General features: G+C 69.8%; 20 protein-coding genes. 9 read left to right on the top strand and 11 right to left on the bottom strand.

Translation table 11 applies throughout. The features are described from left to right. Window positions 1-43 precede the first annotated feature (43 nt). Genes IB269_RS21730 through IB269_RS21715 form a run of 4 tightly spaced genes read left to right on the top strand, consistent with a single transcriptional unit; the run spans window position 44 to window position 3,247 of the window. Window positions 44-1,132 carry an acyl-CoA dehydrogenase family protein gene (locus tag IB269_RS21730; RefSeq protein ID WP_192368277.1) on the top strand — a complete coding sequence of 363 codons (1,089 nt, stop codon included), beginning with the start codon at window positions 44-46 and terminating at the stop codon, window positions 1,130-1,132. Then, window positions 1,120-1,878 (top strand): PIG-L deacetylase family protein, encoded by a 759-nt coding sequence (locus IB269_RS21725; RefSeq protein ID WP_192368276.1) that lies wholly within the window; start codon window positions 1,120-1,122, stop codon window positions 1,876-1,878. The genes IB269_RS21730 and IB269_RS21725 overlap by 13 nt, the downstream gene beginning before the upstream one ends. Further along, window positions 1,875-2,492, top strand: a complete 618-nt coding sequence (locus tag IB269_RS21720; protein WP_192368275.1) for a class I SAM-dependent methyltransferase — start codon at window positions 1,875-1,877, stop codon at window positions 2,490-2,492. Before IB269_RS21725 ends, IB269_RS21720 begins: the two co-directional genes overlap by 4 nt. Then, window positions 2,489-3,247 carry a glycosyltransferase gene (locus IB269_RS21715; protein WP_013800478.1) on the top strand — a complete coding sequence of 253 codons (759 nt, stop codon included), beginning with the start codon at window positions 2,489-2,491 and terminating at the stop codon, window positions 3,245-3,247. Before IB269_RS21720 ends, IB269_RS21715 begins: the two co-directional genes overlap by 4 nt. On the opposite strand, the gene IB269_RS21710 is transcribed toward IB269_RS21715, so the two are convergent. From IB269_RS21710 to IB269_RS21700, 3 genes are all read right to left on the bottom strand, one after another. Further along, on the bottom strand, window positions 3,217-3,777 hold the full coding sequence (locus IB269_RS21710; RefSeq protein WP_180318690.1) for a DinB family protein: 561 nt from the start codon (window positions 3,775-3,777) through the stop codon (window positions 3,217-3,219). The two genes, IB269_RS21715 and IB269_RS21710, sit on opposite strands and share 31 nt — an antisense overlap. Before the next feature lie 22 nt (window positions 3,778-3,799). Beyond that, window positions 3,800-4,666: a PhzF family phenazine biosynthesis protein gene (locus tag IB269_RS21705; RefSeq protein WP_192368274.1), complete on the bottom strand. Its 867-nt coding sequence runs from the start codon at window positions 4,664-4,666 to the stop codon at window positions 3,800-3,802. 63 nt (window positions 4,667-4,729) lie between these two features. Next, window positions 4,730-5,134 carry a VOC family protein gene (locus tag IB269_RS21700; protein ID WP_192368273.1) on the bottom strand — a complete coding sequence of 135 codons (405 nt, stop codon included), beginning with the start codon at window positions 5,132-5,134 and terminating at the stop codon, window positions 4,730-4,732. 69 nt (window positions 5,135-5,203) lie between these two features. On the opposite strand from IB269_RS21700, the gene IB269_RS21695 reads away from it, so the two are divergent. Next, window positions 5,204-6,571, top strand: coding sequence for a PLP-dependent aminotransferase family protein (locus IB269_RS21695; RefSeq protein ID WP_192368272.1), 1,368 nt, complete (start codon window positions 5,204-5,206; stop codon window positions 6,569-6,571). On the opposite strand, the gene IB269_RS21690 is transcribed toward IB269_RS21695, so the two are convergent. The 8 genes from IB269_RS21690 to IB269_RS21655 are packed head-to-tail and all read right to left on the bottom strand — an operon-like array spanning window position 6,555 to window position 13,676. Then, on the bottom strand, window positions 6,555-6,995 hold the full coding sequence (locus IB269_RS21690) for a nuclear transport factor 2 family protein (RefSeq protein ID WP_192368271.1): 441 nt from the start codon (window positions 6,993-6,995) through the stop codon (window positions 6,555-6,557). The two genes, IB269_RS21695 and IB269_RS21690, sit on opposite strands and share 17 nt — an antisense overlap. A 5-nt stretch (window positions 6,996-7,000) precedes the next feature. After that, window positions 7,001-7,792 (bottom strand): SDR family NAD(P)-dependent oxidoreductase, encoded by a 792-nt coding sequence (locus tag IB269_RS21685; RefSeq protein WP_012207677.1) that lies wholly within the window; start codon window positions 7,790-7,792, stop codon window positions 7,001-7,003. Window positions 7,793-7,797: 5 nt separating this feature from the next. Continuing rightward, window positions 7,798-8,358 (bottom strand): DUF3833 domain-containing protein, encoded by a 561-nt coding sequence (locus IB269_RS21680; protein WP_192368270.1) that lies wholly within the window; start codon window positions 8,356-8,358, stop codon window positions 7,798-7,800. Next, window positions 8,355-9,683 carry an MFS transporter gene (locus IB269_RS21675; RefSeq protein WP_192368269.1) on the bottom strand — a complete coding sequence of 443 codons (1,329 nt, stop codon included), beginning with the start codon at window positions 9,681-9,683 and terminating at the stop codon, window positions 8,355-8,357. The genes IB269_RS21680 and IB269_RS21675 overlap by 4 nt, the downstream gene beginning before the upstream one ends. 18 nt (window positions 9,684-9,701) lie before the next feature. Beyond that, a complete protein-coding gene (locus IB269_RS21670; protein WP_192368268.1) occupies window positions 9,702-10,319 on the bottom strand; it encodes a hypothetical protein in 618 nt (205 codons plus the stop codon). Then, complete coding sequence (locus tag IB269_RS21665; protein ID WP_192368267.1) at window positions 10,316-11,584, bottom strand: SAM-dependent methyltransferase; 1,269 nt, start codon at window positions 11,582-11,584, stop codon at window positions 10,316-10,318. Before IB269_RS21665 ends, IB269_RS21670 begins: the two co-directional genes overlap by 4 nt. Continuing rightward, window positions 11,581-12,333 carry a DUF1365 domain-containing protein gene (locus IB269_RS21660; protein ID WP_013800469.1) on the bottom strand — a complete coding sequence of 251 codons (753 nt, stop codon included), beginning with the start codon at window positions 12,331-12,333 and terminating at the stop codon, window positions 11,581-11,583. Before IB269_RS21660 ends, IB269_RS21665 begins: the two co-directional genes overlap by 4 nt. Next, on the bottom strand, window positions 12,330-13,676 hold the full coding sequence (locus IB269_RS21655; RefSeq protein WP_043825165.1) for an NAD(P)/FAD-dependent oxidoreductase: 1,347 nt from the start codon (window positions 13,674-13,676) through the stop codon (window positions 12,330-12,332). The genes IB269_RS21660 and IB269_RS21655 overlap by 4 nt, the downstream gene beginning before the upstream one ends. Before the next feature lie 140 nt (window positions 13,677-13,816). On the opposite strand from IB269_RS21655, the gene IB269_RS21650 reads away from it, so the two are divergent. The 4 genes from IB269_RS21650 (at window position 13,817) to IB269_RS21635 (ending at window position 18,660) form a co-directional block, all read left to right on the top strand. Further along, window positions 13,817-14,455, top strand: coding sequence for a TetR/AcrR family transcriptional regulator (locus tag IB269_RS21650; protein WP_071956946.1), 639 nt, complete (start codon window positions 13,817-13,819; stop codon window positions 14,453-14,455). Window positions 14,456-14,602: 147 nt separating this feature from the next. Further along, window positions 14,603-15,082: a sigma-70 family RNA polymerase sigma factor gene (locus IB269_RS21645; RefSeq protein ID WP_192368484.1), complete on the top strand. Its 480-nt coding sequence runs from the start codon at window positions 14,603-14,605 to the stop codon at window positions 15,080-15,082. Between the two features lie 2 nt (window positions 15,083-15,084). Next, window positions 15,085-16,038 carry a FecR domain-containing protein gene (locus IB269_RS21640; protein WP_192368266.1) on the top strand — a complete coding sequence of 318 codons (954 nt, stop codon included), beginning with the start codon at window positions 15,085-15,087 and terminating at the stop codon, window positions 16,036-16,038. Window positions 16,039-16,134: 96 nt separating this feature from the next. Next, window positions 16,135-18,660, top strand: a complete 2,526-nt coding sequence (locus IB269_RS21635) for a TonB-dependent siderophore receptor (protein ID WP_192368265.1) — start codon at window positions 16,135-16,137, stop codon at window positions 18,658-18,660. Window positions 18,661-18,748: the final 88 nt, after the last annotated feature.

The following is an 18,748-nucleotide window of genomic DNA, read 5'->3' as shown; positions in this document are numbered from 1 at the left end:
AATTCCAGGCTGCGCAAGGCACGAAAAAGGAAGGTGAGCGGTGATGGCCCAGCACAACGACGAGCACGCCAATGCGTGGACATGCAGCGACACGCTGGCCCAGGCCTTGAGCGGCCATGCGGACCTGTCGCCGGCGGACCAATTGGCCCTGCTGGTAGCGCAGGGCGCCGACCGCCTGCCGCTGCCGGGCCATGGCTACACGCTGCAGCGCTGGCGAGCACTGGCCGAAGTGGCCGCCCACAGCCTGGGCCTGGCCAAGCTCTATGAAGGCCATACCGACGCCCTGGCCATCCTGTCCGAACTGCAGGCCGACCTGGCCACCGAAGGACTGCGCTGGGCCGTCTGGTGCGCCGAGCCGCCGGGCGAGCGCGTGCAGGCCACGGCGGCATCTCCCGACGCCACGCAACGCATGACGCTGCAGGCAGGCTCGGCGGTTCGCCTGTCCGGCCACAAGCCCTGGTGCTCCGGCGCACGCGCCGTGGACCGCGCCCTGGTCAGCGGCTGGCTGGCAGACGGCCAGCGCTGCCTGATCGCCGTCACCATGGACCAGCCCGGCATCAGCAGGGACGACAGCCACTGGCAGGCCGTGGGCATGGCCGCCAGCGCCAGCGCCGATGTGCACTTCGACGGCGCCACCGGCGTGCTGGTCGGGGCCCCGGGCCAGTACCTGAGCCGCCCCGGCTTTCACCATGGCGGCGCCGGCGTTGCGGCCTGCTGGCATGGCGCGGCAGCGCGCATCGCCAGCCATCTGCAGCAGGCCGTCAGTCAAGGCGAGGACCCGCACCGGCAGGCCCACCTGGGCGCGCTGGACGTGGTCCTGGCCAGCGCGGCCGGCCTGCTGCGCGACGCTGCGGCCTGCATCGATGCCACGCCATCGGACCCCTGCCTGCTGGCCGTGAGCCGCGCCCGCCTGGCCGTGGAAGCCGCCGCCGAAGAGGTACTGCGGCGCGTGCCGCGCGCCATCGGTCCCGGCCCGCTGTGCAAGAACAGGGGCCTGGCGCAGCTGATGGCCGACCTGCCCGTCTTCATCCGCCAAAGCCATGCCGAGCGCGACCAGGCGGCGCTGGGCCGCCTGCTGGCCGAGAAGGCACAGGCCTCGCAGGCACCGGGAGGCGCGGCATGGATGCTGTGAAGCCGCGCCTCATCGAGGGCCGGGGCACGCCCGAATCGCGCTGGCAGGCCTGGTTTGCGCAACGCCGGCCAGCGCAGGTATCCATGGACGACCTGCTGGACGGCCGGCGCCGCGCCGTCATCGTCGCGCCGCACCCGGATGATGAAATCCTGGGCTGCGCCGGCCTGCTGCACCGCTGTGCCGAGCGGGGCATGCCCTGCCTCATCGTCTCCGTGACCGATGGCGGAGCCAGCCACCCCGACTCGACGCTGTGGCCGCCGCAGCGTCTGGAGCGCGAGCGCGTGCAGGAGAGCACCCAGGCCCTGGCCCTGCTTGCGCCGCAGGCGCAGGTGCTGCGGCTGGGCTTGCCCGACGGCCATATCGCCGAGCATGCAGCGCAGTTGCTGCAGCGGCTGGAGCAGTTGCTGCAGCCCTCGGACGCGCTGCTGTGCACCTGGCGCGAAGACGGTCACCCGGACCACGAGGCCACGGGACAGGCCTGCGCCACGGCGGCCGCTCGCACGGGCTGCCGGCTCTTCGAGCTGCCGATCTGGGCCTGGCACTGGGCCGAGCCCGGCGACGCGCGCGTGCCCTGGCACCGCGCCGCCGCCATTGCGCTGGCACCGCAGGAGCTGGCGCTCAAGCGCAAGGCCCTGTCGTGCTTTCGCAGCCAGCTGCTGCCAGACCCGTCCACGGGCCGCGACGCCGTCCTGCCGTCCTGGGCCACGCAGCGCCTGCTGCGTCCGTTTGAAGTGGTGTTTCTATGAACGGCGCCAGGCAGCACTTCGAGCAGATGTACCAGGCCGACCCCGACCCCTGGCAGGTCGCATCGCGCTGGTACGAGCGGCGCAAGCGCGACCTGCTGCTGGCCGCCCTGCCCCGCGAGCGCTATGCCCACGGCTTCGAGCCGGGCTGCGGCAATGGCGAGGCCACGCAGCGCCTGCTGCAGCGCTGCGACCGGCTGTGCGCCGTCGATTTCTCGGACAGGGCCGTGGATCTTTGCCGCCAGCGGATTGCGCCGCAGGACCGCGCCCGCCTGGACCTGCAGGCCCTGCCCCTGCCCTGGCAATGGCCACAGGTGCCCCAGGTGCCCCAGGTGCCCCAGCAAGGCTTCGATCTCATCGTGGTCTCGGAGCTCGCCTACTACTTCGACGACGCGGCACTGGCGCATTTCAACCGCCAGTGCCTGGCCTCGCTGCAGGGCGGCGGCCACTGGCTCATGTGCCACTGGCGGCATGGGGCGCACGATCACCTGCAGACCACTCGCACCCTGCATGACAGCGTGTCGGCCCATGCGCAGCTGCACTTGCTGCTGAGCCACAGCGAGCCGGATTTCCAGCTGGACATCTGGCAGAAAACCCCTGAAAGGACGGACAGATGATCGGCGTGTGCATCCCAGCCCATGACGAGGAAGACCTCATAGGCCGCTGCCTGGACAGCGTGTTTTGCGCGGCCGCCCATGCCGACCTGCAGGGCGAGACCGTGGCCGTCGTCGTGGTGCTGGACAGCTGCCAGGACGCCACCGAATCGGCCGTGCGCCGCTGGCCCGCCATCCCCTTGCCGATTGCCGCGCGCAACGTGGGCAAGGCCCGCGCGCTGGGGTCGGAGTACCTGCTGCTGCTGGGCGCCCGCTGGCTGGCCTTCACGGATGCCGATACCACGGTCTCCCAGAGTTGGCTGGCCGACCAGCTGGCGCTTCAGTCCGACGTGGTCTGCGGCACGGTGCAAGTGGCCGACTGGTCGGCCCACGGCGTCCAGGCGGACACGGCGCGGCGGCACTTCGAGACCACCTACACGGACCGCGACGGCCACCGCCACGTGCACGGCGCCAACCTGGGCATCTCTGCCTGGCACTACCGCCAGGCCGGCGGGTTCGACGCACGCACCTGCGGCGAGGACCAGGACCTGGTGGACCGCCTGGCGGCCGGCGGCGCCCGCATCGCCTGGTCGGCCCGGCCCCGGGTGATGACCAGCGGCCGCGCCTACTCGCGCGTGGCCGACGGTTTTGCCGGTGCGCTGCGCCAGGGATGGGCCCTGCCCGGCAACACGCCGCCTGAGCTGCCCGTGCTCCAGGGCGCCCTGGCGCAGCAGGCCCTGGCCCTGCCTCAACCGCAGGCCGGCTCGTCCACGCGGTAGCAGTCCCTGAGGAACACCGGCAGGTCGTTGGCCGGCGGCACGAAGGGCACCTGGTACATCATGTCGCTGACAAAGCCACGGTGGTAGCTGCCGTGGTTCACCACGTGCAGCACGATCTGCTCGCGCGTCATGGCACCCTGCCCGCCGCCCACGAACTCGAAGTGCACGACCTTCGCCAGTTCCTCGTCCGGGCACGCATCGACGAACTCCACATACCAGCGGTCCATTGCCTGCACGGATTCCCACAGCGCCTGCAGCGTGGGCGTGTCGTCGGTGTTGCGCATGGTGTAGCCATGTTTGCGGCCCTGCAGGTGGTGCCTGAAGATGTCCTCCACCACAAGGACGTGGTTCAGCGTGCGCACCATGTTGCCGAAGCTCGTGGGGCGCTGCTTCAGGGCCTCGCCTTCGGGCAGTTCCATCACGCTCTTGAAGGTCAGGCCGTTGGCCCAGGCCTTGTAGCGCACCAGCATTTTCAGGTTGGCCCTGGCCGATGAGACGGGAGCGCGCGGGCTCTCTTGGATCGCTGTCATTCGTGGGTTCTTTCGGTGTGGATCAAAGGCCGCTCAGTGCGCCTTCGACATGGGTGCGCGCAGTGCCGCCCACCCAGACCTGGCCCGTGCCGTCACGGGTCAGGAAGATGCGGCCGTCACGGCCCAGACAGCGGCCCTGGGCGGCAATGTAGTCGCTGTCCATCACCCCTGTCGCAAACAGCCACTGCGCCAGCGAGGCGTTGAGGCTGCCGGTGACGGGGTCTTCGACGATGGCGCCCTGGTGATCGGAGAAGAAGGCGCGCACCTCGCAGGCGGCAGGGCTGGCACCGCTGGCACCGCCGCCCCCCCTGGCATAGGGTCCCACCACGCCCACGTCCATGCGCGTGGGCCACTGCCGGGCCGGGTTCAGCGCCAGCACCTGCTCGGCCGAGGCCAGGCGGATGCCCAGCCAGCCGGGGCCGTTGTCTATCCACGAGGCGGCCTGCACCTCTTCGGCAGTGATGCCCAGCATGCGCAGCGCGGCATCCAGCTCGTCGGCGGTGGGCGCGCCAAAGCGCAGCATGGGCGGCGCGGCGAATGCCAGCCGCCCATGCTCCTGCCGTATCTGCACCAGTCCCGCCCCGCACTCCTGGACGATGTGGCCTGCGTTCCTGGGCGCACCGTGCTGGGACAGCCAGGCATGGCAGCTGCCCAGCGTGGGATGGCCGGCAAAAGGCATCTCCCGGTCCAGCGTGAAAATCCTCACGCGGTAGTCGGCCTGCGCCTGCGTGGGCGGCAGCAGGAACGCGGTTTCGGAGAGGTTGAACCAGCGTGTCAGCTGCTGCATCTGTGCGGTGGTCAGCGCCTGCCCACCGGTGATCACGGCCAGCGGATTGCCGGACAGCGGGCCGCTGGCGAAAACGTCGACCATATGAACGGCAATGCTCATGAAGACGGTCCTTGTTGCATGGAAAGGAAAAGAAAGGGAGACGGGCGGCGGGCCCGATCTGCGCTACGACTGCACATCGGCGCGATGCACCACATGGACCTTGTTGCCGTCGGGATCGCGCAGGTAGGCGCCGTAGTAGCCATCGCCGTAATGCGGGCGCGGGCCGGGCGGGCCTTCGTCGCTGCCGCCCCGGGCCAGGCCGGCGGCATGGGCCGCGTCCACCGCGTCGGGCGACGGAGCCACAAAGGCCACCATGGCGCCATTGCCCGCCGTGGCCGGCTCGCCGTTGAAGGGGCTGTAGACATAAAAGCGCGGCAAGGCCGCCGGCGGCGCCACCCAGCACAACGCGGCCGGCCCGCCATCGGGCTGGACGGCGCGGCGCTGCAGTCCCAGCGGGAAAAGCACCGCGTCATAGAAGCGGCCGGCCCGCTCGAGATCACGGGCGCCGACGGTGATGTGGCTGAACATGGAGTGAACGTTACACTATCAACAAATGAAATAGTGTCACGGCACACTCATTTTTTCCTTGCCCCGACCATGCTCCTGCCCTCCCCCTGGACGCCCCGTCTTGCGCGCATTGAAGCCAGTGCCGCCGAGCGGCTGGCGCGCGCCCTGGCCGACGATATCGTCGAAGGCCGGCTGGCCGGCGGCGACCGCCTGCCCGCCCACAGGGACCTGGCCGACAGGCTGCAGATCGGCCTGGGCTCGGTGACCAGGGCCTATGCGCTGCTGGAGCGCCGGGGGCTGACACGCAGCGTCAAGGGCCGTGGCACCTTCGTGGCGTCACAGCAGGCGCAGGCTGGCGAGGACATCGACCTGTCTTCCAACGCGCCGCCGGCCGCCATCAGTGCGCGCGTCCTGGCTCGTACGCTGACCGGGATTGCGCGCAGCATCGATGCCGATCATTTCAACTTCTATGCCCCGCCCCAAGGCCACCTGGAGCATCGCCGCGTGCTCGTGCGCTGGCTGCAGACGCTGGGCCTGAACGTGGAACCCGACCACATGGTGCTGACCAGCAGCGCGCGCCAGGCGCTGTCCCTGGCATTCGATCTGGTCTGCCAGCCCCGGGGCCGGCTGCTGACCGAGCGCATCACCTACCCCGGCGCCATTGCCCTGGCCCGGCGCAAGGGGTATGCCCTGCAGGGCCTGGCCATCGACGCGCAGGGCCTGCTGCCGCAGGCGCTGGCCGAGGCGCTGGAGGGCATTCCCGCCGCCGAAGGCAAGGTGGTCTACCTCACCCCCACGCTGCACAACCCGACCACGGCCACCATGGGCGCGGAGCGCAGGCAGGCGATCGTGGACATCTGCCGCAGCGCAGGCGCCTGGATCATCGAAGATGGCGTGTATGCCGCCTGCTTGCCCGATCACGCACCCTTGGCCCATCTGGCCACACTGGCGCCCGAGATCACGCTGCATGTGAACGGGCTGTCCAAGTCCCTGGGCCCGGGGCTGCAGGTGGGCATGCTGGTGCTGCCCGCTTCGCTGTGCGGCGCGGCTGTGGAGCTTGTGCAGGAGATGTCCATGGCGCCTTCGGCCCTCTCCTGCGCCGTGATCGATGAATGGCTGTCGCACGGCGTGGTCGCTTCCCTGCAGGCCGACCTGCGCCATGAGGCACAGCGGCGCTGCCGGCTGGCCGCATCACACCTCGCCTCACACCTGAGTGGCTCCGGCCTGGTGCTGCACCCCGAGGCCTATAACGCCTGGCTGCCCATGGAGCGCGAAGCCGCCGACCGCCTGGTATCGGCCGCAGCGGCGCTGGGCTTGAAGCTGACCGATCCGGGCTCGCTCATGGTGGACCCGCAGGAGCAGGCCAGCGGGCTGCGCATCTGCCTGGGTGCGCCGCGTTTCGACGCGCTGGACGGCGCCCTGGCGCAGTTGGCCCGGCTGCTTACTGCGGCGCCCTGAGCTTGTGCTGCAGCGCCCTGGCCACGGCGCCCAGCACGGGAACCTTGGCGAAGATTTCCTCCACCGGGTCCCAGAAATCGCGGTGTACTGCCACCAGCCCCTGCGCATCGAACTCCAGGTAGCTGGTGCCGCAGATGTGCATGGGCTGGCCGGATGAGCGCACAAAGCCCAGCTCCCACAGCAGAAAACCGCTGTCCCCCTGCACCGCGCCGTGGCTGACGGCGAAGCGGGGCCGGTCGAGCTGCTCGAACATGTGGGCAAACACGCGCTCGATCGCGGCGTGGCCGCGCACCTCGTTGAACGGGTCCTTGAACAGGGCCTGCTCGGCATACAGCGACAGCAGCGCCGGCAGGTTGTCGCGGCGCAGGGCCTCGTAGGCCTGGGCCAAGCGGGCCAGTCGCGGATCGGATATGCCGCTGCTCATGGGTTTCATGCTCCGGTGAAGCGGCGGACCGCAGAGAAATACCAGGCGTCTGGCAGGCAGCGCAGCAGGCGCACCCAGCGCGTGAAGCGGCGCGGAAAATTCATCTCGAAACGCCCCTGCGCCCAGCCCTGCAGCATATGCCGGGCCGCCTCGTCGGCGCCGATCAGGGCCGGCATGCTGAAGCTGTTTTGCGCCGTCAGCGGCGTATCGACAAAGCCGGGATTGATGATGGACACGCCCAGGCCCAGGCCATGCAGGTCCAGATAGAGGTTTTCCGCCAGGTTGTTGAGCGCCGCCTTGGTGGGGCCGTAGGCCAGGGACATGGGCAGTCCCCGGTAGCCGGCCACCGAGCCGACCAGGGCCAGATGGCCCCGGCCAGCCTTGAGCAGCATGGGCAGCGCGGCATCGAGCAGGTGCAGCACGCCGCCATAGTTCACGGCCAGGTGGTGCTGCATCTCGGCCAGGTCGAACTCGGTGGCGCGCAGGGGCCGGTAGTGGCCTGCGCAGTAGAGGATCAGGTCGGGCGCCCCGCCCGCGTGGGCCAGCACGGCCTGGGCGGCCGCATCCACGGCGGCGGCATCGGTCACGTCCAGCGGCAGGGCCAGGCAGCCCTCGCGGCCGCGCACGAAGTCCTGCAGCGCGCCGCCGTGACGGGCGGAGACGATCACGCGGGCGCCCTGCCGGTGCAGCGCCTCGGCCGTGGCTCGCCCTATGCCCGAGGAGGCGCCCACCACCCATGCCGAGCGTCCCTTCCAGTCAGCCAGCAGCGGGTTCAGCCCGCGCGAGAACAGCGGCATGGCCATCACTCCTTGACAAAGGACAGCGTCACATCGCCCAGGTGCACGCCGAGCTTGCTCATGGCCGTGCGGTTGAGCAGGGTGCGCCCGTCCATGAGGTACATCCAGTCATCCATGTGAACGTTCCAGACCCGCCCATTCACGGGCAGGGCCAGCACATAGCTCCAGCGGATGGCATTGCCCGCACTCTGGCCCTGGGCCTCGCCCACCACGTCGTCGGCCCGGCCGCTGTAGCGGCCCTCGCCCAGGTGGCGGATATGCCAGACCCGCTCCTGGGTGCTGCCGTCGCTGTAGACGAAGTGCTCCTCCAGGGATCCCTCGTCGCCATTCCAGCGGCCCGTCATGCGCACGGTGAATCGCTTGACCACCTTGCCTGATCGGTCCGTGAACATGCCGTGCGCCGTCAGCGGCCCGTTGAAATACTGGCGCAGGTCCAGCGTCGGCTGCTCCTTGGCGTAGTCCTGGACCGAAGGCCCGGCACAGCCCGCCAGGGACAGTGCCAATGCCGCCCCCAGGCAGACGCGCCGCAGCGGCGAAAACGAAGTGGAGTGGGTGATGTGGCTCATGTGTGACTCCAGGAAGAATGCAATCGCTCGGCGCGCCAAAGCAGCAGCGCCGCCGCCAGCTTGAGCAGGCAGGGCAGCCCGCCATAGGCCCAGGCCAGCGCCTGCAGCCCGGCCGGGTCGGTGCCGCCGCTGCGGTAGCCCGCGGCGGACAGCAGGGGCAGGGCCAGGCCCGCAGCCAGGGCCAGGTTGAGCTTGGTGGCGCAGGTCCACCAGCCCAGGTAGCGGCCCTCGCCCCGGCCGCCCTGGCCGGACTCGTGAATCACGCCCGTGAGCAGTGCGCCCGGCAAGGCCAGGTCCGCGCCCAGGGCCAGCCCGCTGGCCAGGCAGATCACGGCAAAGGCCATGGCGTCGCCCGCGCCCAGCCAGGGCGTGAAGCCGAAGGCCAGCACGCTGGCCAGCATGCCCGCGCGCCAGCTGGGCGCCAGGCCCCAGCGCGAGACGGCCTTCACCCACAGCGGCAGGCCCAGGGCCGCCGCGCCAAAGAAGCACAGCAGCAGCAGGGGCTGCAGTGCAGGCGCCTGCAGCCTGTCGGCCACAAAGAAGGGCAGCAAGGTGGCGGGAACGGCCGCGGCCACGCCATTGAGCATGAAGATGGCCAGCAGCCGGCGAAACCCGGCATCCGCCCACGGAGAAGTGGAAGAGGCCAGCTCGGCCGAGGCCGGGGACTCCGGTAGCGGCATGCGGGGCGCAGAGGACACATGGGGCACAGGAGCCACGGGCGCCCGGAGCCGGTACAGCCCCATCAACCCCAGCGCCAGGCCCAGCGCCAGCACGGCGCTGGTGGCGTCAAGGCCCATCACGGCCGGCAGCACGCTGGCCAGCAGCACGCCCGCCAGCGTGGCGCCCTCGCGCCAGGCCGTCACACGGGCACGCCAGGCGGGCTGGCCGCCCCAGCGGGTGCCCCAGGCCTGGTGGAGGATGGTGACGAAGCTGTAGGCCAGCGTGCACACCAGCAGGCTGCCGGCCAGCCAGCCCAGCATGGCGGCCTGGGAGCCGCGCGGCGGATGCCACAGCGCCCCGAAACCCAGCACCATCAGCAGGCTGCCCAGCGCAGCCGCCCTCCAGGCCGGCCGCACACCCTGGCGCAGCAGCCTGTCGGCCTGGCGGCCAATGGCCGGATCGACCACGGCATCGAGCGCCCGCGTGGCCAACAGCACCGCGCCCAGCCCGGCCAGCGGCGCGCCGGCCACGCTGGCGTAGTGGTAGGGCAGGTTCACATACAGGGGCAGGGACACGAAGGCCAGCGGCGCGGCCAGCCCGCCATAGGCCAGCCCTGTGCGCCAGGGCAGCACGGGGGCGGGAGCGGGGGCCGGGACGGAGGTCATGGCATGGTCCGCTGGCGTTCAGCCCTGGCCCAGCAGCGAGGTGCGCATGGCAGGCGCCGAGGTCTGCGGCGCCAGCCAGATGCCGAAGAACAGGCGCGCATAGTCGGCATCGCGCAGCTGCGCCGTCTGCCGGCCGTTGTGGAAAAAGCGCACATCGCCCTGGCCGTCGTTCAGGCCCAGCAGCCGGTCCTTGGCCACCACATCGGGAAAGGCCTGCTTCATCAGGTCCAGCCATTGGCGGGCCTGCTCTTCGGTGAAGCTGCCGACCCTGCGCATTTCGGCGATGGAGCGCTCGGCGATGGCCGCGCCTTCGAGCTTGCGGTCGTAGACCAGCTCCAGCGCAAACGGGTGGCGGGCGTAGTCCTCGGGCAGCAGTCCGGGCGCGGCCCACAGCCGCGCCTCATAGACGCGCAGGCCGAAAAAGCGCAGCACGGCCGTGCCCATCAGGCGCGCGGACGGCAGGGCGCTGCGCAGTTCGGGCGGAAGTTCGGCGATCGGGGTGATGGCGTGCAGGGCGTTGGACATGGTGATCAATGAAGGGGCAAGGACGCAGGCGGCGCCCCAGGCCAGGGCCTGGCGGCGGGGGGCGCGGGGGGAGCGCGGCGCGCGGCGCGCGTGGGGTTGCGGGGCTGTCATGGCAGGGGCTTGCGCAGCGTGAACTGGACGACATCGGTGTTGCCGGTGTCGAAGGCCGCCTCGCAATACGCCAGGTAGAAGGTCCAGATGCGCACGAAGCGTTCGTCAAAGCCCTGGGCACGCACGGCGTCGAGGTTGTGATCGAAGGCCTGGCGCCAGCGCCGCAGCGTCTCCGCATAGTCGCGGCCGAAGGCCATGCGGCGCTCCACCACCAGGCCGGCGCGGCGCGCCTCCTGCTCGAAGGCGGGGATGCTGGGCAGCAGGCCGCCCGGGAAGATGTACTGCTGGATGAAGTCGGTGGAGCGCAGATAGCGCGCGAACAGGTCCTCGCGCAGCGTGATGGTCTGTATGCAGGCCAGGCCCCCGGGCTTGAGGCAGTCGCGCAGCGTCTGGAAGTAGCCGCGCCAGTATTCGCGGCCCACGGCCTCGAACATCTCGATGGAGACGATGGCGTCGAAGGGCTCGCCCGCATGGCGCGCGGGCAGGTCGCGGTAGTCCTGGTAGCGCAGCTCCACCGCGTCGGCCAGGCCCGCCTGCTGCATGCGCTGCTGCCCCCAGACCAGTTGCTCGCGCGACAGGGTCACGCCCGTGACCCGGGCGCCGAACTCCTGCGCCGCCGCCTCGGCCAGCCCGCCCCAGCCGCAGCCGATTTCCAGCAGGCGCTGGCCGGGCTGCAGCCGCACCTCGTCCAGCGTGCGCCTGAGCTTGGCCTGCTGGGCTTGCTGGAGGTCCGCGTTGCGCAGCGCTTGGCCCGTGCGGCCCTGGAACCAGGCCGCGCTGTAGCTCATGCCCGGGTCCAGCCACAGGCGGTAGAAATCATTGCCCAGGTCGTAATGGGCATGGATGTTCCTGGCACTGCCGGCTCGCGTATTGCGTTGCAGCAGATGGCGCAGGCGGTAGCCCAGCCGGCCCCACCAGCTGCCATAGACCAGGCTTTGCACATGGTCGCGGTTGGCCATACACAGCCGCAGCAGGGCGGCCAGGTCGGGGCTGTCCCACTCACCGGCGATATAGCCTTCGGCCAGCCCGATGTCGCCCGATTTGAGTGTGCGCTCCAGCGCCTGCCAGTCGTGCAGCACGCAATGCGCATCGGCAGCTCCCGACGGGGGGCGGGGCAGGTGCAGCAGGCGGCCATCGGGCTGCTCCAGGTCCAGCTGCCCGTGGGGCAGGCGTTCGAGCAGGTTCAGCACCCGGCGCGCCCGTGCAGGCGTGCGGCGCGGCGTTGCCGCGGAGGGGCTCAGCAGGGGGGCGGCGGTAGTGTTCATCGTGTGACGAAGCGCTTGGGCTCGGAGGGTTTGCCATGGAAAGGCACGCGCTTGGCCCAAAGGCGCAGCGCATGCCAGTGGATGCGGGCGACCACGCCCAGCGTCATCAGGGGTGTGCCGAAGAAGGCGCGGCGCACGGTGGCGCCGTCGAGCGGGTGCAGCACGCCGCCCACGCTGGTCTGCAGCAGCGGGCCGTCCTCGTCGTGCAGGTCCACGCGCGCCAGGGTGCGGTCTTCGCCGCGCTCGAAGCGGAAGCGGTACTCGCCGCGCACCTCGCAGAACGGCGAGACATGGAATTGCTTGCGCGCCACCTGCTCGCGGCCCCAGTCCAGGTCCGGCCCCGCCAGCAGATAGGCATGGCGCTCGCCAAAGGTGTTGTTGACCTCGGCCAGCACGGCGGCCAGCGAGCCGTCGGCGCGGTGCGCATACCAAAAGCTCACGGGCTTGAACACGTAGCCCAGCACGCGCGGGAAGGTGTGCAGCCAGACCTCGCCATCGGCGTCGGCTATGCCTTCGCTGTGCAGCAGCTGCTCGAACCAGGCCAGTGCGTCGCAGCCGCCTTCGCCGTGGTCGCTGTCATGAAAGCTCAGCCAGCCCAGCCGGTTGCGCCGCAGCGCGGCGTCCGGCTGCGTGCGCAGGCTGCGCAGCGGCAGCATCAGAAAGTAGCCGGGATAGCGGAAGGCATGCTCGACAGGCCGCAGGCGGCGGTGCCAGACATGGCCGAAGCCGATGAGGGGGCGGGCCGTCATGCGACCCCCTCGAAGGCCGCGCTGGCGGGCAGGACGGGCAAGGCCGGCAGGGCACGCAGCAGGCCATCGGCCGCGTCCAGTCCCGAGCGCAGGCCATCTTCGTGAAAGCCGTAGCCGCACCATGCGCCGCAGAACCAGGTCCGGCGCTGGCCCTGCACGCCGGCCACGCGGCCCTGGGCCTCGATGGCCGCCAGGTCGAACACCGGGTGGCTGTACTCGATGCGCGCATGGACCTGGCCTTCATCGATCGGGCGCACCGGGTTCAGCGAAACCATCACGGGCTGCTGCCACGGCAGGGGCTGCAGGCGGTTGAGCAGGTAGTGCAGGCAGACGCCGGCCTGGTCCCGTCCCGGGTCGGCCGCGCGTTCGTAGTTCCAGGCGGCCCAGGCCGCCTGCCTGCGCGGCAGCACGCTGGCATCGGTGTGCAGAACGGCCTGGTTGGGCTGGTAGCGGATGGCGCCCAGCACGCTGCGCTCCTGTGGCGTGGCATCGCTGCCGAGCAGGCGCAGGGCCTGGTCGCTGTGGCAGGCCAGCACCACGGCGTCGAACGGCTCCGTGCCGTTCGCCGTCTGCAGCAGCGCGCCGTGCGCGGCGCGGCGCAGGCCCAGCACGGGCGCATTCAGGCGCGCCTCGTGGCGGCCGTCCTTCAGCAGCGCGGCCACCATGCGCCGCACGTACTGGCGCGAGCCGCCGCGCACCGTGTGCCACTGCGGCCGGTCCGTGACCTGGATCAGGCCGTGGTTGTGGCAAAAGCGGATCAGCGTGGCCACGGGAAAGCGCAGCATCTGGTCGGTGGGGCAGGACCAGATGCAGCCCATCATGGGCAGCAGGTAGTCCTGACGGAAGGCGGCGCCAAAGCCGTGGTCGTCCAGAAAATCGCCGATGGCGCTGCGCAGCCGCGCTTCATCGCCTTCCTGGGCGATGCGCGTGGCCAGGCGGTTGAAGCGCAGGATCTCGGCCAGCATCTTCAGAAAGCGCGGGCGCAGCAGATTGCCCCGCTGCGCGAACACGCCGCCCAGCGAACTGCCGCTCCATTCCAGGCCCGCGCGGCCATCGGCCTCAGGCACCTGCACGGAAAACGACATCTCGGCGGCAGCCGTGGGCACCTGCAATTGCTCGAACAAACGCGTCAGCAGCGGATAGGTGCGGTGGTTGAAGACCAGAAAGCCGGTGTCCACGCCCTGGCTCACGCCGCCCAGCGTCAGGTCCACCGTGTTGGCGTGCCCCCCGAAATGGCCGCCCGCCTCCAGCAAGGTCACGGCAGGCCCGCCCGGCGCCGCGGCCAGGCGGCTCGCTGCGGCCAGCCCCGCAATCCCCGAACCGATGACAGCAATGCGATGCATGGAGGCGCCCTTCTTGGTTGAACAGACCGACTAGACCACAAAGACCAAATCGTGAACTGATGAGTTCAAACTATAAACCAAACATACCCGCTTTGCACTATTTGGTATCAGATATGACCTGCGAGGTCTAAAATATCGCTATGACTAGCCGCTCCTCCATCAAAGAACAGATACAGCGCGTGCGCGAGCAGGCCATCGTGGCGGCCGTCAACCGGCTGCTGGCCACCAAGGGCTACGACGCCATGACGGTGGACGAGGTCGCGGCCGAGGCCGGCATGGCCAAGGCCAGCCTGTACAAGCTGTTCACCTCCAAGGAAGAACTGGCGGGCGCCGCCATGGTGGGCGTGCTGGACCGCGCCCTGGCCTTTGTGGACGGCCTGCGCGACACGGCGGCCCAGGCCGCCGAGGCCGGCACGCCGGTGCGCCCGCTGGACCAGCTCAAGGCCGTGACATGCTGGGCCATGCAGACCCAGCTGGAAGGCGAAATGCCCTCCCTGCCGGCGCAGAACTCCAACCTCAGCGCCTCCCTGCAATCCAACGATGCCTACATGGACCGGCTGATCGCCCTGAGCAACCGCCTGAGCATCTGGATCACCGAGGCCCAGACCAGCGGCCAGCTGCAGCCCGCGCTGCCGGCCGAGCTGGTGCTCTACACGCTGTTCGCGCGGGCCTGCGATCCGGTGGTGGCCCTGCTCAAGGAATCGGGCCAGTACACGCACGCGCAAATCATCGACTGGGTCACGAGCACGACCTTCGACGGGCTGGCCGCAGCCCGTTGAACGGCCGGCCCGGGCCGCTGCGGCCTCAATGCAAATGAGAATTCATATCAACTGGATAAAATGCCGGGAGTTCTTTGACGCACAAGAGGAAAGGCCCGGCAAGTGCATCCATCCACCGACAGTGGCGCCAGCCAGGCTCTGGGCAGCATGTACGCGCAGCACAACCCTTGGCTGGTCGCGTGGCTGCAGCGCAGGCTGGGCAACCGCTGCGATGCGGCCGACCTGGCCCAGGACACGTTCACGCGCATCTGGGTCAGCGCCAGGACACAGGCCATCGAGGACATCCAGGAGCCCCGCGCCTACCTGACGACGGTGGCCCGGCGGCTGCTGGTCAACCACCTGGAGCGCCGCTCGCTGGAGCAGGCCTACCTGGCCTCCCTGCACCTTCTGCCCCAGGCCACCGTGCTGTCCGTGGAGGCGCGGGCCATCCTGCTGGAGACGCTGCAGGAGCTCGATGCGCTGCTGGACGCCCTGCCCACCAAGGTGCGCACGGCCTTTCTCATGTCCCAGCTCGAAGGCCTGTCCTACGAGGACATTGCCGCCCACATGCAACTGAGCGTGCGCACCGTGACGCGCTACATGGCCCAGGGCTTTCGGCAATGCCTGCTGGTGATGCTGGAGCGCTGAGCATGCAGGCCGCAGACGCACGCATCCTGGACGAGGCTGCCCGCTGGCTGGCCCGCAGGCACGCCTCGGACTTCAGCGCCGCCGAGCAGGCCGAGCTGGCACGCTGGCGCAGCCAGAGCAGCCGGCATGAACAGATCTGGCAGTGCGCCGAGCAGCTCAAGGGCCGCTTCAACGCCGTTCCCGGCGCCATCGGCATGGCCACGCTCAACCGCGCGCGTCCCTCGGCCGCAAGGCGCCAGCTGCTGCGCTCGGCCGTGCTGGCCCTGGCCACGCCCGCGCTGGGCTGGCTGGCCTGGCGCCACCTGCCCTGGCAGGACTGGACGGCCGACTACCGCACGGCCAAGGGCGAGCGCCGCGCGGTCACGCTGGCCGATGGCAGCCTCGTGCAGCTGAACACGGCCTCGGCCATCAGCGTGCGCATGGATGGCACGGCGCGGCGCATCCGCCAGCATGCGGGGGAAATCCTGGTCGAGACCGCGCATGCCCCGCCCTACGCCTCCCAGCCTTTCATGGTGCAGACAGACGACGGCCAGATGCAGGCCCTGGGCACGCGCTTCATCGTGCGCAAGCTGGAGCACGGCACGGCGCTGGCCGTGCTGGAGGGCGCGGTGCGCGTTACGCCGGCAGCATCGGCCAAGGCCGTGATGGTGCATGCGGGCGAGCAACTGCATTTCGACGGCCATGGCGCCAGCGCCACCCGCCCGGTGGCGGCGCGGGACTCGGCCTGGACGCTGGGCGTGCTCTATGCCGAGAACCTGCGGCTGCAGGACTTCCTGGCCGAGCTGTCGCGCTACCGCGAAGGCTTTGTGCGGTGCGATGACGATGTCGCCGACCTGCGCGTCTCCGGCACGTACCAGTTGCAAGACACCGACCGCATCCTGGCCCTGCTGGCCCAGACCCTGCCGGTGCGCGTGCACGAGCGCAGCCGGTACTGGGTGACGGTGACGCGGCGCTGATTTGGATTTTTTTTGCCAGGGCTGTCCGGTTTTTCAATCTCGCCTGTCAAGGGGTGTGAAAAGCACTTTCATCGACCGCCCAGAGGACAGAACACCATGCACTCCCCTTCTTCCACCGCCGGACCACGCGCCAGCCTGCGCGCCACCGCCTTGGCGGCCCTGGCCGTCAGCACCTCGCTGCTGCTGCACGCGCTGCCAGTCCAGGCGGCCGAGCCGGCCGCCAGCGCCGCTGCCCGGAGCTACCAGATCCAGCCGGGTCCGCTGGGCCCGGCGCTGATGGCCTTTGCCGCACAGGCAGGCGTGAACCTGGGCATGGACCTGCAGCAGCTCGGTGGCATGGAGACACGCGGCCTGTCCGGCACGTTCTCCGTGGAGGACGGCTTTGCGCAGCTGCTGAACACGTCAGGCTGGACAGCACGCCGCGTGGGTGCGGGCAACTATGCGCTGGAGAAGCTGCCTGCGGCGGCCCGCCAGGCGCCGTCCGCTGCAGCGGCCGTGCCCGCAGCGCCGGCCGCAGCCCCAGCCGCAGCAGAGGCCACGGAACTTGCCGCCATCACGGTGACCGCGCGCACGCAGAACAACCTGGTCGCGCCCTCGCGGCAGGTCACGATCCTGGAAGGCCAGGAGGTGGAGCAGCTGCGCCAGGGCTCGGACAGCCTGGCCACCATGCTCAGCAAGGTGGTGCCTGGCATGGCGGACTCCAGCCACACCATCACCGACTACGGCCAGACGCTGCGGGGCCGCAACATGCTGGTCCTGGTGGACGGCGTTCCGCTGAACACCAACCGCGATTCGTCCAGGAACCTGGCCAACATCAACCCGGCCGACATCGAGCAGATCGAGGTGCTGCGCGGCAGCAGCGCCATCTACGGCAGCGGTGCGGCGGGCGGCATTGTCTCCATCCGCACCAAGCGGCCCTCTGGCGAGACGCGGGCCGAGACCATCGTCACCGGCTCGGCCCCCCTGTCCCGCCTGCGCGGCGCGGGGCTGGGCGGCGAGGTGCAGCACTACCTGTCCGGCGGCGGCGAGGTGGTCGACTACTCGGTGAGTCTGGGCGCAAAACACATGGGCGGTGCCTTTGACGCCAAGGGCAACCGCATTGCGCCCGAGCCCAGCCAGGGCGACCTGTTCGACTCCAACATCTACAACGCCTCGGCCAAGATCGGCTTCAAGCTAGATGCCGACCAGCGCCTGCAATTGACCGCCAGCCACTACAACGCGGCCCAGGATACGGACTACGCCTCCGACCCATCGGTGGCACGGCTGCCGGCCGGAACGGCGGCGGCCCGCCCCATCAAGGGCCTGGTGCTGGCCGACCAGAACCAGATCAAGAACACCATGCTGGGCCTGGACTACGAGAACCGGGACATCGCAGGCAGCACGCTGGCCGCCCAGCTCTACTACCGGGATTTCTTCACGCGGTTTGCGCCCTTCGACGCGCGCGCCGTGCCGGTGCGGGGCGCCAATGTCGATCAGTCCATGCAGAACTCCGAGGTCTTTGGCGGGCGCCTGACACTGAAGACGCCGCTGGGCGCCGGCAAGAAAAGCCTGCTGATCTGGGGTGCGGACTTCCACCAGGAGCGCACCGACATGCCCATCGACATCTTCGACCCCAGGGCCTATGACGCCAGCGGCGGCCTGGTCTTCAACAAGACCGGCCGCCTGGTCTACATGCCCCCGGTCACCACGCGCAGCATCGGCGCCTTCGCCCAGCTGCAGCACCAGTTCAGCGACCAATGGTCGGCCGAAGGCGGCCTGCGCTACGACCGCGCCCAGGCCAGCTTCAACGACTTCACGCCGCTGTCGCAATCGCGGGTGCCCAACCCCCAGTCCGTGAATGGCGGCACCGTCCAGTACAACGCCTGGACCTACAACCTGGGCACGGTCTTCACGCCGGTGAAGGGCCAGGAGTTCTATGCCTCGTACAGCCAGGGCTTCGAGCTGCCGGACATCGGCGTGGTGGTGCGCAATGCCACGCCGGCCTTCAACCTGGGCAACTCCAACCTGCAGGCGGTCAAGACCAACACCTATGAAATGGGCTGGCGCGGCAAGTTCTCCAACGTGATGGCCAATCTCAGCGTCTTCCAGTCGCGCTCCAACCTGGGCGCCGTGCAAAGCTTCAACAACGGCCTGTCCCTGCTGCGCACCCGCGAGAAGATCCACGGCATCGAAGGCGGCCTGGACTACTTCAGCGATGACGGCCACTGGAGCGCGGGCGGCAGCTTCACCTGGATGAAGGGCCGCGAGCTGCCGCAGGCCGCCAGCGGCTACCAGGACATGACGGGCTTTCGCATCCCGCCGCTCAAGCTGACGGCCTATGTGGAGTACCGGCCCGATGCCCGCTGGAGCCACCGCCTGCAGGCAACCTCGTATGCCGCCAAGGACTACCGCCTGGACGGCAAGACCGGCTTTGGCCGCTATGACACGCGGGGCTACACCACGGTGGACCTGATCAGCCAGTGGAAGATCGACCCCAAGAACCGCGTGTCCCTGGGCGTGGAAAACCTGTTCAACCGCCAGTACTTCCCGCTCTACAGCCAGCTGCTGCGCAGCAACAACAACACCAGCCGCCTGCCAGCGGCCGGCACGGTGCTGAAGATCAGCTACGCGCACACCTGGTGACCTGCGGGCAGGCACCGATCGCCGGGGCCTGCCAATACCCACCCGTGCAGCCCGGACGACCCCCTGGTTAAAATGAGAACCAATCGCA

The organism is Delftia sp. DLF01 (assembly GCF_014852125.1).
Taxonomy (GTDB): Bacteria; Pseudomonadota; Gammaproteobacteria; order Burkholderiales; family Burkholderiaceae_C; genus Comamonas; species Comamonas acidovorans.
This window is presented reverse-complemented; position numbering and strand designations above follow the sequence as displayed.